The sequence below is a fragment of the Stenotrophomonas sp. STEN225 genome (genome assembly GCF_056756445.1).
This window is the reverse complement of record NZ_JBRRBV010000013.1, coordinates 57,817-72,736: the sequence shown is the minus strand read 5'-3', so window position 1 is coordinate 72,736 and position 14,920 is coordinate 57,817. Positions and strand designations below refer to the sequence as shown.

General features: G+C 66.7%; 16 protein-coding genes. 5 read left to right on the top strand and 11 right to left on the bottom strand.

What is annotated here, in order from left to right:
• Positions 1-66: 66 nt before the first annotated feature.
• Positions 67-828: a bifunctional demethylmenaquinone methyltransferase/2-methoxy-6-polyprenyl-1,4-benzoquinol methylase UbiE gene (gene ubiE, locus ACVOJ1_RS13695; RefSeq protein ID WP_053520441.1), complete on the bottom strand. Its 762-nt coding sequence runs from the start codon at positions 826-828 to the stop codon at positions 67-69.
• An 81-nt stretch (positions 829-909) separates the two neighbouring features.
• Here ubiE and ACVOJ1_RS13690 point away from each other — a divergent pair, with 81 nt between their 5' ends.
• The 4 genes from ACVOJ1_RS13690 to ACVOJ1_RS13675 all read left to right on the top strand — a co-directional run bounded on the left by ACVOJ1_RS13690 (position 910) and on the right by ACVOJ1_RS13675 (position 2,713).
• Entirely contained in the window at positions 910-1,362 is a 453-nt protein-coding gene (locus tag ACVOJ1_RS13690) for a nucleoside deaminase (protein ID WP_197571616.1), read from the top strand.
• A gap of 197 nt (positions 1,363-1,559) precedes the next feature.
• A complete protein-coding gene (locus ACVOJ1_RS13685; protein ID WP_180876838.1) occupies positions 1,560-1,820 on the top strand; it encodes a hypothetical protein in 261 nt (86 codons plus the stop codon).
• A 74-nt stretch (positions 1,821-1,894) separates the two neighbouring features.
• Positions 1,895-2,221 (top strand): hypothetical protein, encoded by a 327-nt coding sequence (locus ACVOJ1_RS13680; protein ID WP_065175172.1) that lies wholly within the window; start codon positions 1,895-1,897, stop codon positions 2,219-2,221.
• A 69-nt stretch (positions 2,222-2,290) separates the two neighbouring features.
• Complete coding sequence (locus ACVOJ1_RS13675; protein WP_053520445.1) at positions 2,291-2,713, top strand: low affinity iron permease family protein; 423 nt, start codon at positions 2,291-2,293, stop codon at positions 2,711-2,713.
• A 96-nt stretch (positions 2,714-2,809) separates the two neighbouring features.
• On the opposite strand, the gene smeF is transcribed toward ACVOJ1_RS13675, so the two are convergent.
• The 3 genes from smeF to smeD form a co-directional block, all read right to left on the bottom strand.
• Positions 2,810-4,195 carry a multidrug efflux RND transporter outer membrane subunit SmeF gene (gene smeF / locus ACVOJ1_RS13670; protein ID WP_164150669.1) on the bottom strand — a complete coding sequence of 462 codons (1,386 nt, stop codon included), beginning with the start codon at positions 4,193-4,195 and terminating at the stop codon, positions 2,810-2,812.
• Positions 4,196-4,292: 97 nt separating this feature from the next.
• The gene (gene smeE / locus ACVOJ1_RS13665; protein ID WP_346480545.1) at positions 4,293-7,415 is read right to left on the bottom strand and encodes a multidrug efflux RND transporter permease subunit SmeE; all 3,123 of its coding nucleotides are present in this window, start codon (positions 7,413-7,415) and stop codon (positions 4,293-4,295) included.
• 12 nt (positions 7,416-7,427) lie between these two features.
• Positions 7,428-8,609: a multidrug efflux RND transporter periplasmic adaptor subunit SmeD gene (smeD, locus tag ACVOJ1_RS13660; protein ID WP_065175174.1), complete on the bottom strand. Its 1,182-nt coding sequence runs from the start codon at positions 8,607-8,609 to the stop codon at positions 7,428-7,430.
• 220 nt (positions 8,610-8,829) lie between these two features.
• Between smeD and ACVOJ1_RS13655 the strand changes: the two genes are divergently transcribed.
• Positions 8,830-9,489 carry a TetR family transcriptional regulator gene (locus ACVOJ1_RS13655; protein ID WP_065175175.1) on the top strand — a complete coding sequence of 220 codons (660 nt, stop codon included), beginning with the start codon at positions 8,830-8,832 and terminating at the stop codon, positions 9,487-9,489.
• A 56-nt stretch (positions 9,490-9,545) separates the two neighbouring features.
• Here the strand turns inward: ACVOJ1_RS13655 and hslU are convergent, their stop codons facing one another.
• From hslU to ACVOJ1_RS13620, 7 genes are all read right to left on the bottom strand, one after another.
• Positions 9,546-10,919: an ATP-dependent protease ATPase subunit HslU gene (gene hslU / locus ACVOJ1_RS13650; protein ID WP_053520175.1), complete on the bottom strand. Its 1,374-nt coding sequence runs from the start codon at positions 10,917-10,919 to the stop codon at positions 9,546-9,548.
• Between the two features lie 88 nt (positions 10,920-11,007).
• Entirely contained in the window at positions 11,008-11,559 is a 552-nt protein-coding gene (gene hslV / locus ACVOJ1_RS13645; protein ID WP_053520176.1) for an ATP-dependent protease subunit HslV, read from the bottom strand.
• 153 nt (positions 11,560-11,712) lie between these two features.
• Positions 11,713-12,585: a tyrosine recombinase XerC gene (gene xerC / locus ACVOJ1_RS13640; RefSeq protein WP_111186205.1), complete on the bottom strand. Its 873-nt coding sequence runs from the start codon at positions 12,583-12,585 to the stop codon at positions 11,713-11,715.
• A gap of 16 nt (positions 12,586-12,601) precedes the next feature.
• Positions 12,602-13,276, bottom strand: coding sequence for a DUF484 family protein (locus ACVOJ1_RS13635; RefSeq protein ID WP_065175177.1), 675 nt, complete (start codon positions 13,274-13,276; stop codon positions 12,602-12,604).
• Positions 13,273-14,124 carry a diaminopimelate epimerase gene (dapF, locus tag ACVOJ1_RS13630; RefSeq protein WP_065175178.1) on the bottom strand — a complete coding sequence of 284 codons (852 nt, stop codon included), beginning with the start codon at positions 14,122-14,124 and terminating at the stop codon, positions 13,273-13,275. Before dapF ends, ACVOJ1_RS13635 begins: the two co-directional genes overlap by 4 nt.
• On the bottom strand, positions 14,117-14,362 hold the full coding sequence (gene lptM, locus ACVOJ1_RS13625) for an LPS translocon maturation chaperone LptM (protein ID WP_053520180.1): 246 nt from the start codon (positions 14,360-14,362) through the stop codon (positions 14,117-14,119). Before lptM ends, dapF begins: the two co-directional genes overlap by 8 nt.
• An 84-nt stretch (positions 14,363-14,446) precedes the next feature.
• Positions 14,447-14,875 carry a YbaN family protein gene (locus tag ACVOJ1_RS13620; protein ID WP_346480544.1) on the bottom strand — a complete coding sequence of 143 codons (429 nt, stop codon included), beginning with the start codon at positions 14,873-14,875 and terminating at the stop codon, positions 14,447-14,449.
• Positions 14,876-14,920 lie beyond the last annotated feature (45 nt).

Sequence of the window (14,920 nt, the reverse complement as noted above, 5' to 3'; positions counted from 1 at the left end):
CCTACCAGAGCGGATGACCGCAGCGGCCGAGTGCCAACCAAGGTTGGCACCCACCAAGGGCAAGGCTTACAGCTTGTAGCCGGAGTGGATCGACACGATGCCGCCGGTCAGGTTCTTGTAGTGGCAGCGCTCGAAACCGGCCTCGCCCATCATGGCCTTCAGCTCGTCCTGCGGCGGATGCTTGCGGATGCTCTCGGCCAGGTACTGGTAGCTGTCCGAATCATTGGCGAACAGCTTGCCCAGCTTCGGCAGGATCTTGAACGAGTGGAAGTCGTAGATCGGCTTGAACCAGTCGGCGGTGACCTCGGAGAACTCCAGCACACGCGCCTGGCCGCCGACCTTGAGCACGCGGTACATCTCGCGCAGGCCAGCATCCTTGTCGGTCACGTTGCGCAGGCCGAAGGCGATGGTGACAAGGTCGAAGCTGTTGTCCGGGAACGGCAGGGCCTCGGCATTGCACTGGACGTAGTCCAGGCCCAGCACCAGGCCGCGGTTGGTGAGGCGATCACGGCCCACCGACAGCATGCCGGCATTGATGTCGCCCAGAACCACCGAACCTTCGGCGCCGACGCGCTCCTTCAGCAGGGCGGCAATGTCGCCAGTGCCCCCCGCGAGGTCAAGCACGCGGTCACCGGGCTTCACCTGCGCGGTCGCCACGTAGTAACGCTTCCACGCCCGGTGCACGCCCAGGCTCATCAGGTCGTTCATCAGGTCGTAGTTGCGCGCGACCGAGGTGAACACCTGCCCGACCAGCTTCTGCTTGTCCTTGGCGGCGACGTCGCGGAACCCGAAATGGGTGGTACCGGATTTGTAGGGGGATTCGCTCATGCCCCCGATTATCGCACCGCCAGGGCCGCTGCGGGGGAACAGCGCCTTATCATGGCAGCCCATGACCTTCCGGAGCCCCGCATGATCACCACACCTGATTACCAGGCCCTGCTGCAGACCGCCATCGCCGAAGCCCGCCAGGGCTTGGCCGAGGGCGGCGTGCCGATCGGCGCGGCGCTGTACCACAACGACGGTCGCCTGCTCGGCTGCGGCCACAACCGCCGGGTGCAGGAAGGCGATCCCTCCGTGCACGGCGAGACCGACGCCTTCCGCAAGGCCGGGCGCCAGCGTCGCTACCGCGACACGATCATGGTGACCACCCTGGCCCCGTGCTGGTACTGCTCGGGACTGGTGCGCCAGTTCAACATCGGCACCGTGGTGGTCGGCGAGTCCCGCACGTTCCAGGGCGGCATCGACTGGCTGCGCGAAAACGGCGTCAATGTGATCGACCTCGACAGCCAGGAATGCGTCGACCTGCTCGGGAGCTTCATTGCGCAATATCCCGAGATCTGGAACGAAGACATCGGCGAATGAGTGCCGTGGACTGACCCCAGCCCGCGTTTAATGAATGCTTCATCCGCGGCAGGCCCTTGTGCAGTCAGCGTCTGCGGCGTTCGATGTGACGCGCTGCGCACTCCGTCGGCACGCATGCACACGCCGCGGTAACACCCCACCGCTCCGGCACGCCTACGGTGGGGTTACCGGGGCCCCCTACCCCGGCGGAGCCAGCCATGTGCGCGCACGCTGCAAGCCCCACGCCCAATCTGATCCTTGACGGAATCCGCGCCCGCCTGCGGGGCCAATATCGGTTGCATCGGCGCGGTGCCCTGTTCTGGACCGCTTATCAGAGCATGCAGCTGGAACTGGTGCGCGACCATCCACGCGACCACGTCCGCCTGTGCAACGCGATGGCGGACATCGCTGAAGACCTCGGCGTGGTCGAGCACGCCCAACTGATCGGCAATCGCAACGCTGTTTCCACATTGCGATGACACCGCTTCCACCGGTGATCAGGCAACACTGCGATTCCCCCCACTCCACGTCCACCTCAACCGATTGGATCGACATGCACACTGAAGTCCCTGCCATTCCCCCGGTCATCGACGTCGATGCGGAACTCGAGCACTGGCGCCGCCAGCATGCCGACGGTGCGCTGCCTCATAATTCGTTCGGTTCCTACGTACCCTGGATCAAGTTCGCCTGCGATTCGCTGATCACCCAGCCGCGCGCCAGCAACGAGCAGCGTGACGAGATGTTCCAGACCCAGTATGCGCTGCAGATCATGCCGCGGCTGAGCGAAGCACAGGCCCGCGAGTTCGTCGACCGCTGCTGGCAGCACGTCTACCAGGCCAGCCGCGTGCGCCTGCAGGACGCACCGCGGCTGCGCGCCTGAGCAGGCCTGCTGCACGCGGGCTGCACGGCCACGCGCCGATCATCACGTCACCCCAGCGGGACGACGACGGTGAAAGCAAGAAACCTGTTCAATACCATCGCCAAGAAGGCCGCGGCCGCCACCGGCTCTCCGTGGACCTTTCTGGGTGCAGTAGCCATCGTGGTGGTGTGGGGCATCTCCGGCCCGGTGTTCGGCTTCAACGACACCTGGCAGCTGGTCATCAACACCGGCACCACCATCATCACCTTCCTGATGGTCTTCCTGATCCAGCACACGCAGAACGCCGATACGGCGGCGATGCAGATCAAGCTGGACGAACTGATCCGGGCCACCGCGGAAGCCAACAACGAGCTGCTGGATCTGGAAGAACTGGACGAACAGCGGCTGGAAGAGATCCGCGCCGAGTATGAGCGGATGGCACGCGAAGCCGGCGACGCGCTGGCCCGTGTGCGGGCCTGCCACACGGTGCGCCGTGATGATGAAGCGGTGTAGCCCTGACACGACGACCCGCGAACGCCTGATCGAAGCGCCGCCGGGTATGACCCGGCGCTACCAGAATCCACGCCGGGCCATGCCCGGCGCGTCCCGTCAGCTGCGTTCGTGCCAGCCGCCGCCCAGCACCTTGTACAGGGTGATGCGGTTCGCCTGCTGGGCCAGCTGCGCCTGCAGCCGCGTCTGCTGCGCGCTGTAGGCCGTACGACGCGCGTCGAGCAGGCTGACGAAGCTGTCCAGGCCGGCGTCATAGCGTGCCTGCGACAGCCGGTTGGCCTGCTCGGCCGCGTCGACCAGACGCTGCTGGGCGCTGACCTGCTCATCCAGGCTTACGTTCATCGCCAGCGCATCCGCCGCTTCGCGGAAGCCGTTCTGGATCGCCTTCTCGTACTGCGCCAATGCGATATCACGATCTGCATTGGCGATGTCGAGATTGGCACGCAGACGGCCGCCCTGGAAGATCGGCAGGGTGATCTTCGGCAGGAAGCTCCACACGCGCGTGCCGCTGTCGAAGAGGTTCGACAGTTCGTTCGATCCGCTGCCGATGCTGCCTGTCAGCGAAATGCTCGGGAAGAACGCTGCGCGGGCAGCGCCGATGTTGGCGTTGGCAGCCAGCAACTGGTGTTCGGCCGCCATGATGTCCGGGCGCAGCAGCAGCACGTCGCTGGGCAGGCCGGCCGGTGGTGGGGCCAGTGCCAGCAATTGCGGCTCGATGCCATCCGGCAGCAGAGCCGGGTCGACCTGGCCACCGGCCAGCAGCGCCAGGGCGTTGCGGTCCTGCGCGAGCTGGCCGCGCAGGCGTGCGGCATCGGTGCGCGCGGTTTCGACCAGGGTGCGGGTCTGGGTCAGTTCCAGTGCTGAACTGCCGCCACGTTCATGGCGTGCTTCTGCCAGGCGCAGCGAATCCTCATAGGTCTTCAGCGTCGCTTCGGCGATCTTCAGCTGCTGGCTGTCGGCGCCGTAGGTCAGCCACGCCGTTGCCGTCTCGGCCACCAGGCTCAGCTGTGCATTACGGCGGTTGGCGGCGATGGCGAAGTACTGCTGCAGGGCTGCTTCGCTGAGGTTGCGCACGCGGCCGAACAGGTCCAGCTCGAATTCGGCCACGCCGACGCCGGCAGTGAACTGCTCGGTGACTCCCGCATCCGTACCTGTGCGCTCCATCTGCCCGGTGATGGCCACACCCGGCACCCGGTCGGCGCGCTGCACCCGGTACTGGCCGCGTGCGCGCTCGACATTGAGCACGGCCACACGCAGGTCGCGGTTGTTGTCCAGCGCCTGGCCGATCACCTGCTGCAGGCGTGGATCGGTGAAGAAGTCACGCCAGCCCAGCGTGGCCACATCGGCAACCTGGCCCTGCGTGGCCTCTGCCGGCCACTGCGCAGGAATCGCCGGGGCAACGGCCGTGTCCTTCGGCGCGAGGGTGGAGCAGCCGGCGACCGTGAGCACGGCGGCCAGGGATACAGCAAGAGAAGAGAATTTCATGGCGACACCTTGGGGGTCACGGTGGTAGCGCCGGGCCGTTCCCGGCAGCTACGTGGTAAGGCATCCGCCGGGCATGGCCCGGCGCTGCCGGATTCCATCACTCGGCGGTCCTGCGTTTGAACACGCGCTGCACCACCACGAAGAACAGCGGCACGAAGAACACGCCCAGCGCGGTGCCGACGATCATGCCGCCCAGCACGCCGATGCCGATGGCCTGCTTGGCGCCGGAACCGGCACCGGTGGAGATCGCCAGCGGCACCACGCCCATGCCGAATGCAAGCGAGGTCATCACGATGGGACGCAGGCGATCGCGCACGGCATGCATGATCGATTCGATCAGGCCGGCCCCCTTCTCCAGGTTTTCCTTGGCGAACTCTACGATCAGGATCGCGTTCTTGCTGGTCAGGCCCACCGTGGTCAGCATTGCCACCTGGAAGTAGATGTCGCGCTCCAGGCCCTTGAAGGTGTTGGCCAGCACCGCGCCGAGGATACCCAGCGGGGCGGCCAGCAGCACGGCGGTCGGAACACTCCAGCTTTCGTACATCGCGGCCAGGCACAGGAACACGATCATCAGCGACAGCGTGTACAGCAGCGGGGTCTGCGAGCCGGCCTGGCGTTCCTGATAGGACATCGCGGTCCACTCGATGCCGAAGCCCGCCGGCAGCTGCTTGGCCAGCTGCTCGATCTCGGTCATGGCGTCACCGGAGGCGACTCCCGGGGCCGGTTCGCCCTGGATTTCCATTGCCGACACGCCGTTGTAGCGCTCCAGGCGCGGCGAGCCGTAGTCCCAGTGCTTGCTGGCGAAGGCGCTGAACGGAACCATCTCGCCCTTGTCGTTCTTCACCGACCAGAGATCGAAGTCCTCCGGCACCATGCGGAACGGCTGGTCGGCCTGCACGAACACGCGCTTGACGCGGCCACGATCGACGAAATCATCGATGTACGCGCTGCCCCATGCGGTGGCCAGGGTGGTATTGACCTGGGCGATCGACAGCCCCAGCGACGTTGCCTTGGCCACGTCGATGTCGATGCGGAACTGCGGCGTGTCTTCCTGTCCGTTCGGGCGGACGTTGGCCAGCTTCTTGCTGCCGGCCGCCAGGCCGAGCAGCTGGTCACGCGCGGCCACCAGTGCATCGTGGCCCTGGCCGCTGTTGTCCTTCAGGAAGAAGGTGTAGCCCGAAGCGGTACCCAGCTCCGGGATCGCCGGCGGCGGGAAGGCGAAGATGAAGGCGTCCTTGATCCCACCCAGCGCAGCCATGGCGCGGCCGGTGATCGGCATCACGCCGTTGTCGGCGTCACGCTCGCTCCAGTCCTTCAGCTTGACGAAGGCCATGCCCGCGTTCTGGCCCATGCCGGCGAAGCTGAAGCCCTGCACCGAGAACACCGACTCGACCGCCGCCTTCTCGTTCTCCAGGAAGTGGTTCTCCAGTGCCGCGATCGATTCCAGGGTACGTTCCTGGGTGGCGCCGACCGGGGCCTGCACCAGCGCCATCAGCACGCCCTGGTCTTCATTGGGCAGGAACGAGCTGGGCAGGCGCACGAACAGAACCGCCATCAGTACGAACAGCGCGGCGACGATGCCCATGAAACGCCACGGACGATTCAGGATGCCGCGTACACCACGCTGGTAGCTTTCGCTGGTGCGGTCGAAACCCCGGTTGAAGCCGTTGAAGAAGCGACCGGCCAGGCCGCGGTGGGCGACATGATGCTCGCCCTTCTTCAGCGGCTTGAGCAGGGTGGCGCACAGCGCCGGGGTCAGTACGATCGCGACCAGCACCGACAGCGCCATCGCCGAAACGATCGTGGCCGAGAACTGCCGGTAGATCACGCCGGTGGAGCCACTCATGAAGGCCATCGGCACGAAGACGGCCGACAGCACCAGGCCGATGCCGACCAGTGCACCGGTGATCTGGCCCATCGACTTGCGGGTGGCCTCCAGCGGCGACAGGCCCTCCTCGGACATGATGCGCTCGACGTTCTCCACCACCACGATGGCGTCGTCCACCAGCAGGCCGATCGCCAGCACCATCGCGAACATGGTCAGCATGTTCACCGAGAAGCCGAGCATCGCCAGTACACCGAACGTGCCCAGCAGCACCACCGGCACGGCGATGGTCGGGATCAGGGTGGCGCGGAAGTTCTGCAGGAACAGGTACATCACCACGAACACCAGCACGATCGCTTCGATCAGGGTCTGCACGACGCCCTTGATCGACACGCGTACGAACGGCGTGGTGTCGTACGGAATCTCGGCCTTCAGGCCGGCCGGGAAGAAGTTCTTCAGGTCGTCCAGCGCAGCATCCACGCCGGCGGCGGTGTCGAGCGCATTGGCGCCGGTGGCCAGGGTGACGGCCAGGCCGCTGGCCGGCTGGCCGTTGTAGCGGGTGACGAAGTCGTAGGATTCCGCGCCCAGCTCGACGCGGGCGACATCACCCAGGCGCAGTTCGGCACCGTCCTGCGCGCCGCGCACGACGATGTTGCGGAACTGCTCCGGCGTCTGCAGGCGCGACTGCGCATTGATCGTGGCGTTGAGCTGCTGGCCCTTGACCGAGGGCGCGCCGCCCAGCTGGCCGATCGCCACCTGTGCGTTCTGTGCCTGGATCGCTGCGGTCACTTCCGGCACCGACAGGCCATAGGTATGCAGCTTGTTCGGGTCCAGCCAGATGCGCATGGCGTACTTGCCGCCGAAGACCTGGATGTTGCCCACGCCCGGGACCCGGCTCAGGCGATCGACGACATTGGAGCCGACGTAATCGGCGATGTCGTTGGCATCCATGCTGCCGTCTTCGGAGACGAAGGCGATCACGTTCAGGAAGCCCGAGCTGGACTTGGCCACGTTGATGCCCTGCCGCTGCACTTCCTGCGGCAGCAGCGGCATGGCCAGCTGCAGCTTGTTCTGCACCTGCACCTGCGCGATGTCCGGATTGGTACCGCTCTCGAAGGTCAGGGTGATGGTCGCCTGGCCGTTGGCCGAGCTGTTGGAGGAGAAGTAGATCAGGCCATCAAGGCCCTTCATGTTCTGCTCGATGATCTGCGTCACCGAGTCTTCGACCACTTTGGCCGAGGCACCCGGGTAGGTGGCGCTGATTTCCACCGCCGGCGGAGCGACGTTGGGATACATCGAGACCGGCAGCTTGAACAGGGCCAGGCCGCCGGCGAGCATGATGATGATGGCGATGACCCACGCGAAGATGGGTCGATCGATGAAAAAGCGTGCCATGGAATTCTCCGCTTACTTCGCGTCGCCGGCCGGAGCCGCAGGCGGGGCAGCGGCCGGCTTGGCCGGTGCGGCGCCCTTTTCGGTGGCGTTGACCGGCATGCCGGGGCCGATCTTCTGCAGGCCTTCGACGATGACCTTGTCGCCGGGCTTCAGGCCATCCTCGACCAGCCACTTGTCGCCGATGGTGCGGCTGACCTTGACCGGGCGGACTTCGACCTTGCTGTCCTTGCCGACCACCATCGCCGTGGTGTCACCCTTGGCATCGCGTGCGATGCCCTGCATCGGCACCAGCACCGCGTCGCTGCGCACGCCGCCACCGATCACTGCGCGCACGTACATGCCCGGCATCAGCAGGCCATCGGGGTTTTCCACCTTGACCCGCAGGCCGAAGCTGCCGGTGGCTGGATCGACGCTGACTTCGGAGAACTCCAGCGTGCCCTTGTGCTCGAAAGCGCTGCCGTCTTCCAGCAGGATGCTGACCGGCGTCTGCTGGTTGTCCTGCAGGCGGCCGGCGGCCAGCTCGCGGCGCAGCTGCAGCAGCTCGGCCGAGGACTGGGTGAGGTCGACATAGATCGGATCCAGCTGCTGCACTGTGGCCAGGGCGTCGGCCTGGCCGGCGTTCACCAGCGCACCTTGGGTGACGCTGGACTTGCCGATGCGGCCGCTGATGGGCGCGGTGATGCGCGCGTAGCCCAGCGTGACGTTGGCCGAATCCAGCGAAGCCCGGGCGGCGCCGACATCGGCCTCGGCCTGCTTCTGCGCGGCTACGGCGTTTTCCAGATCCTGCTGGCTGACCGCATCGACCTTGGCCAGCTCGGTGATGCGCTTGGCACTCAGGCGCGCGGCGTTGGCCGTGGCTTCGGCGCGGGCCAGCTGTGCGCGGGCACTGTTGGCCTGGGCGCGGTAGCTGGCGTCATCCAGCTGGTACAACGGCTCGCCGGCCTTGACCATGCCGCCCTCGGTAAACAGGCGCTTGGCCACGATGCCGCTGACCTGCGGACGGACTTCGGCCACCAGGAAGGCATTGGTCCGGCCCGGCAACTCGCGGGTCAGACCCACGGTCTCGGACTTCAGCGTGACCACGCTGACCTGGCCGGGCCCCTGTTCGGGGGCCTGGGGTTCGCCGCCACAGGCGGCCACGGTCGTGGCGATGGCCAGCGACAGCGCAAAGGGTCGGATTCGGCTCAGCAACATGGGGAAGGCTCTTGGAAGGAAGAATCTCAGCAGGCGCTGATACGGCGGACACCTCCCGGGAACGGGTTGAGGCCTCACGTACAACGCCACCCGGGCAGTCATGGGTGCCGGAACAGGACAGCCACGCACACGACGGGAACGATGGAGGTGAAATATACATACATGCTTGTTTGTTTGTAAACAGGTACAATTCAGCCACGTTTCACCCGTACTCGTACCCATGGCCCGCAAGACCAAAGAGGACACCCAGGCAACCCGGGAAGGCATCCTTGACGCCGCCGAAGCCTGCTTCCATGAACATGGCGTGGCCCGTACCACGCTGGAGATGATCGGTGCCCGCGCCGGCTATACCCGCGGCGCCGTGTACTGGCACTTCAAGAACAAGGGCGAGGTGCTGGCCGCGATCATCGAACGGGTGCACCTGCCTTTCATGCAGGAACTGGAGCGCACCTCCACCGAGCAGCGCGATACGCCGGTGCATGATCTGCGCGCGGTGATGATCCATTCCTTCATCGAGCTGTCCGAAGACGAGCGCCTGCGCAAGACCATGGAGATCATGCTGCGCAGCGATGCTTCGGCCGACACCAAGGTGCTGACCGAACTCCAGCAGGCCGGTTTCCGCGACGCGCTGGACCGGATGGAGCGTGCGCTGCGACGCGCGCAGGCGCTGGGCCAGCTGCGCGAAGGCGCCGACCCGAAGATCGCCGCGCGCATGCTGCACGCGACCGTGCTGGGGGTGCTGCATGGCGCGATGGTCGAGCCGGATCTGATGGATCTCCAGCGCGACGGCATGCTCGCGCTGGACATGACCCTGGCCGCCTACGTGAAGGAAGGCGTGTTCGAGCCGGGCACCGTACCTGCGCCGTTGCCGGAGGCCTGAGCGCACAGGGGTCGGATCCCTCAAACAAGAAGGCCGCCTTTCGGCGGCCTTCTGCGTTACAGGATGTAGCGGCTCAGGTCCGGATCCTGCACCAGTTCACCCAGATGCGCATCGACGTAAGCGCTGTCGATGGCCAGGGTCTCGCCATCGCGGTCAGGCGCTTCGTAGCTGAGCGAATCCAGCAGGCGCTCCAGTACCGTATGCAGGCGGCGGGCACCGATGTTCTCCTGGCGCTCGTTCACCTGGAAGGCGATCTCGGCCAGGCGGTCGATGGCGTCGGCAGTGAAGCTGACCTTGACGCCTTCGGTGGCCAGCAGCGCTTCGTACTGCTTGGTCAGCGCCGCCTTCGGCTCGGTCAGGATGCGCACGAAATCACCCTTGCTCAGCGCGCCCAGTTCCACGCGGATCGGGAAACGACCCTGCAGCTCCGGAATCAGATCGCTCGGCTTGGCCAGGTGGAAGGCACCGGAAGCGATGAACAGGATATGGTCGGTCTTGATCGTGCCGTACTTGGTCGACACGTTCGAGCCTTCCACCAGCGGCAGCAGATCGCGCTGCACGCCTTCACGCGAGACGTCGCCACCACCCACGTTGTCACCGCGCTTGGCAACCTTGTCGATCTCGTCGATGAAGACGATGCCATGCTGCTCGCAGGCTTCGATCGCCGCAGTGCGGATATCGTCCTCGTTGACCAGCTTGCCGGCTTCTTCCTCCAGCAGCAGCGGGCGTGCCGCCTTGATGGTCAAGGTGCGCTTGTGCGCCTTGGCACCACCGCCGAGATTGGCGAACATGGACTTCAGCTGCTGGCCCATCTCCTCCATGCCCGGCGGCGTCATGATGTCCATGCTGACGTTGGCGGCCAGATCCAGTTCAATCTCGCGCTCGTCCAGCTCGCCATTGCGCAGCATCTTGCGGAACTTGATGCGGGTTTCGTTGTCCTGTGCCGACGGCTCGTTGCGCGCCACTTCCGGGTCGAAACCGATGCCGCCGCTGCGGCGTGGCAGCAGCGCATCGAGAATGCGGTCTTCGGCACGTTCTTCTGCCTGGGTGCGCACGCGCACCTTGGCCTGCTCGCGGTACAGCTTGACCGCGGTATCGGCCAGATCGCGGATGATCTGTTCGACGTCCTTGCCGACGTAGCCGACCTCGGTGAAACGGGTCGCTTCGACCTTCACGAACGGCGCATTGGCCAGCGTGGCCAGGCGACGCGCGATCTCGGTCTTGCCGACGCCGGTCGGGCCGATCATCAGGATGTTCTTCGGCATGACCTCGTTGCGCAGCTCGGCCGGCAGCTGCATGCGGCGCCAGCGGTTGCGCAGGGCGATGGCCACGGCGCGCTTGGCGTCATGCTGGCCAACGATGTGCCGGTCCAGCTCCTGCACGATCTCGCGCGGCGTCATGGTGGCGGAGGAAACTTCGATCTTCGACATGGATGGGCTCACGAATGCGTTGTCGATGACACCGGAACCAGACGGCCCGGCCGGTAGCGCCGGGCCATGCCCGGCGGATCAGGGAGCGTCACAGCTCCTCGACCACCACGTTGCGGTTGGTGTAGATGCAGATGTCGCCCGCGATGTTGATCGCTTCACTGGCGATGGTGCGCGCATCCAGCGCCGTGTGCGCCATCAGCGCGCGGGCCGCCGACAGCGCGTAGGAACCGCCGGAACCGATGGCGATGATGCCGTCTTCCGGCTCGATCACATCGCCGGTACCGCTGATGATCAGCGAGGTTTCCTTGTCGGCCACGGCCAGCAGTGCTTCCAGCTTGCCCAGGCGACGCTCGGTGCGCCAGTCCTTGGCCAGCTCGACGGCGGCACGCTGCAGCTGGCCGTGCTTTTCCAGCTTGGCCTCGAACAGCTCGAACAGGGTGAAGGCATCGGCGGCCGCGCCGGCGAAACCGGCCAGCACCTGGCCATCGCGACCCAGCCGGCGCACCTTGCGCGCATTGCCCTTCATCACGGTGTGGCCGAGCGTGACCTGGCCGTCGCCGGCAATGGCCACATGCTCGCCGCGACGCACGCAGACGATGGTGGTGGCGTGGAAAACGTTGGGGTTCTGACTGGGGTCCATGCGGCCTCCGATAGCTGTTCCCGGGACATGGGGACAGCGCCGGGGCCGATCAAGCCTGCGCGGATGGCTGCCGTTCAGGGCTCGGGCGCCAGCGGCCGCCGTATCCGCCGGGCACGGCCCGGCGCTACCACTGCCGCCGGGCGTGGATTGGCGCTACCGGCGGCGCTTGGCGCGCGGATGCGCAGCGTCGTAGACCTTGGCCAGGTGCTGGAAATCCAGATGGGTGTAGATCTGCGTGGTGGCGATGTCGGCGTGCCCCAGCAGTTCCTGCACGCCGCGCAGGTCGCCGGACGACTCGAGGATGTGGCTGGCGAAGCTGTGCCGCAGCATGTGCGGATGCACGTGCTTGAACAGCCCTTGCCGCTGCGCCAGCTGGCGGATGCGGATCTGCACCGCGCGCTGGCTGATCGGCCCGTTGCGGCCCGGAAACACCGGGGAGGCCGCGGCGCCGCCGCTTTCGCTGCGCCACGCAAGCAGTGCCTCGCGCGCCGGCTTGCCGAACGGTACCCGACGCTGGCGGTTGCCTTTGCCCATCACGTTGACCAGTCCGCTGGCAAAATCCAGGTCACGCCAGGTCAATGCGCAGACCTCGCTCAGGCGCAGGCCGGAGGAATAGAACAGCTCCAGCAGCGCGCGGTCGCGTCGCCCCAGCTCGCCTTCCGGTTCCAGTTCGACCAGTTGCACGGCTTCATCGGCGTCGAGCACCTGCGGCAGCCTGCGCGGCGCTCGCGGTGCCTTCAGGGTGGCCGCTGGACTGACCTCGATGCGGCCATGCCTGAGCAGCCACGCATAAAAGCTGCGGCAGGCAGACAGCCGCCGCTGCAGGCTCTTGGCCGACAGGCCCCGGCGATGTTCATCGGCGACGAACTGTCGCACGGCGTCAGCATCCAGCGCCTCCACCGGCACGCCCCGCGGCTCGGCCCATGCCGCCAGCGCATCCAGGTCGCGACGGTAGGCGTCCAGCGTATGCGCCGACATCCGCCGTTCCACCTGCAGGTGCTGCAGGAACGCCATGACCGCGCTCATCGCCGCCGCGCTCCGCTCAGTCCTGGAAGCGCTTGAGGCCGGTGGCCAGGGCCTCGCCCATCATGCGCAGGAACAGCGTGCCCATGCCCGGGTAGAAGCGGTTCGGGTCATGGCTGCCGACCGCGATCAGGCCGACACCCGGCAGCGGCAGCAGGGCGGTGGTCTGCACCTCCTCACTGCGCGCGCCATACAGCACCGCGTTCTTTTCCGGCTGCAGGCGGCCGCAGATCGGCTCACCGTCCTTCAGGCAATCACGGAAGGGGCCCAGGCGTGGATCGTCGGCCGCGATGACCTGCAGCCATTCGGCCTGTTCCAGCCCGGCCACCGGCACGTGCACGACCAGCCGCACCAGATCACCCGCAAAATCCTCCTGCAGCGAGGCGGCCATCGCACGCAGGGTATCGGCGGCACTGCCCTGCTTCATCAGTGCCAGCGTCAGCTGGTGGGTGCGCACCGCCAGCCGTTCGTTGACCTGGGCGGTCGCGCCCAGATCGGCCAACCGTCGCGCCAGCTCGCGGTTCTTTTCCCGCAGCAGCTCCAGCTGGTAGCTGGCCAGCGATGCGGTCGGGCCGTCATCGCGCGGCACCACCAGGGTCAGCGCCAGGTCCGGGAACTGCTTGAGGAAGGCCGGATGGCGCCGCAACCAGGCAGCGACTTCATGGGCCCCGAGCTTGTCGACGGTCTCAGTCATGCGATCCACTCCCCTTCGAAGACGAATGCGGTGGGGCCGGCCATCACCACGGGCTGCCCCTCGCCCGGCCACTGGATGCGCAGTTCGCCGCCGGGCAGGCTGATGCGTGCATCGCGCTGCAGGCGACCGCGCTGCATGAGGGTGACTGCGGCTGCACAGGCGCCGCTGCCGCAGGCGAGGGTCTCGCCGACGCCCCGCTCGAACACGCGCAACCGCGCATGGTCCGGCGCGATGACCTGGGTGAAACCCACGTTCACCGACTTCGGGAACGAGGCATGCTGCTGCAGCAGCGCGCCGACGCGCTCGACCGGCGCCGCATCGATCAGGCCCACCTCGATCACGGCATGCGGATTGCCCATCGACACCGCAGCAAACCGCACGCTCTCGCCCTGCAGCGGCAGCAGATACTCCTCGCGCGGGTGGGCAAAGCCGACCAGCGGCACGCTGGCAGGTTCGAATGCGGGTACGCCCATGGTCACCGCATACTGGCCCTGGCCCAGCACCTGCACCGCATGGCTGGCCAGTGGGCTGTCGATGACGAATGCATCGCCCTGGGCACTGCCCTCGCGCACCAGCCAGGCCGCGATGCAGCGCGCGCCGTTGCCGCACTGCTCGGAATTGGAGCCATCGGCGTTCCAGATCCGGTACGAGGCGACCGAGCCTTCGACGCGCGGGGCCTCGATGGTCAGGATCTGGTCGCAGCCCACGCCGGTGTGGCGGTCGGCCAGGCGCGCGGCCAGCTGTGGCGTGGGCGGCGCGGTGCCGTCGCGCAGGTCGATCACTACGAAATCGTTACCCGCGCCGTGCATCTTGCTGAAACGCAGCGCGGTGGAACCGGTCTTACTCATTCCCGTCGTCCACCTTCTTCACCGGGTCCGGGGTCACCGACGGACTGCCGTCACCCGTGTCCTGGGTGGCAGGCGGGGTGGCTTCGCCGTCGGCATCGGTGGCCGGCTCGACGGTCTCTTCCACCGGCACCGGCTTCTGCGGCAGCACCAGCGGGCCCTTGTTGCCGCAGGCGGACAGGAACAGCAGCGAGGCCGCTGCCAGCGGAATCAGGATGGCGTTTCGATGGGGAATCTTCATGCCCCGAGTATAGCCACTGCCGGCTGAGCGGTTGGTGGAGGGTACGGCCCCCATGGCAGCGCCGGGCCATGCCCGGCGGAAGGGTCAGTCCTGCGGCGGCGGCGGCAGCGGCCGCGTCCACAGCCAGATCGCCACCACGGTCATGCTGCCGATGGAAAACCATTTCACCCAGGCGATCGGCACGCACCACAGCATGATCCCGGCGCAGACCGCCATGGTGATCGTGGCCATCCATTTGCCGTAGCGGCTGACCGCGCCATGCGCCTGCCAGTTGCTGATGGCCGGCCCGAAGCGCGGATGCTGCAGCAGCCAGGCGTGCAGCCGCTCGGAGCCGCGCGAGGCGGCCCATGCCGAGATCAGGATGAATACGGTTGTCGGCAGCCCCGGCACGAAGATGCCGACAATGCCGGTGCCGAGACTGACATAGGCGAGCAGCCACCATGCCCAGCGGAAACGCACCGGCCGGCGGGTCGGGGCTGCGTCCTGGGCGGCAGGCGGTTCAGGCAGGCTCATGCTCGCAAGGATAACGGTTCGGGGTGCCCGGCAACGCCCGGCACC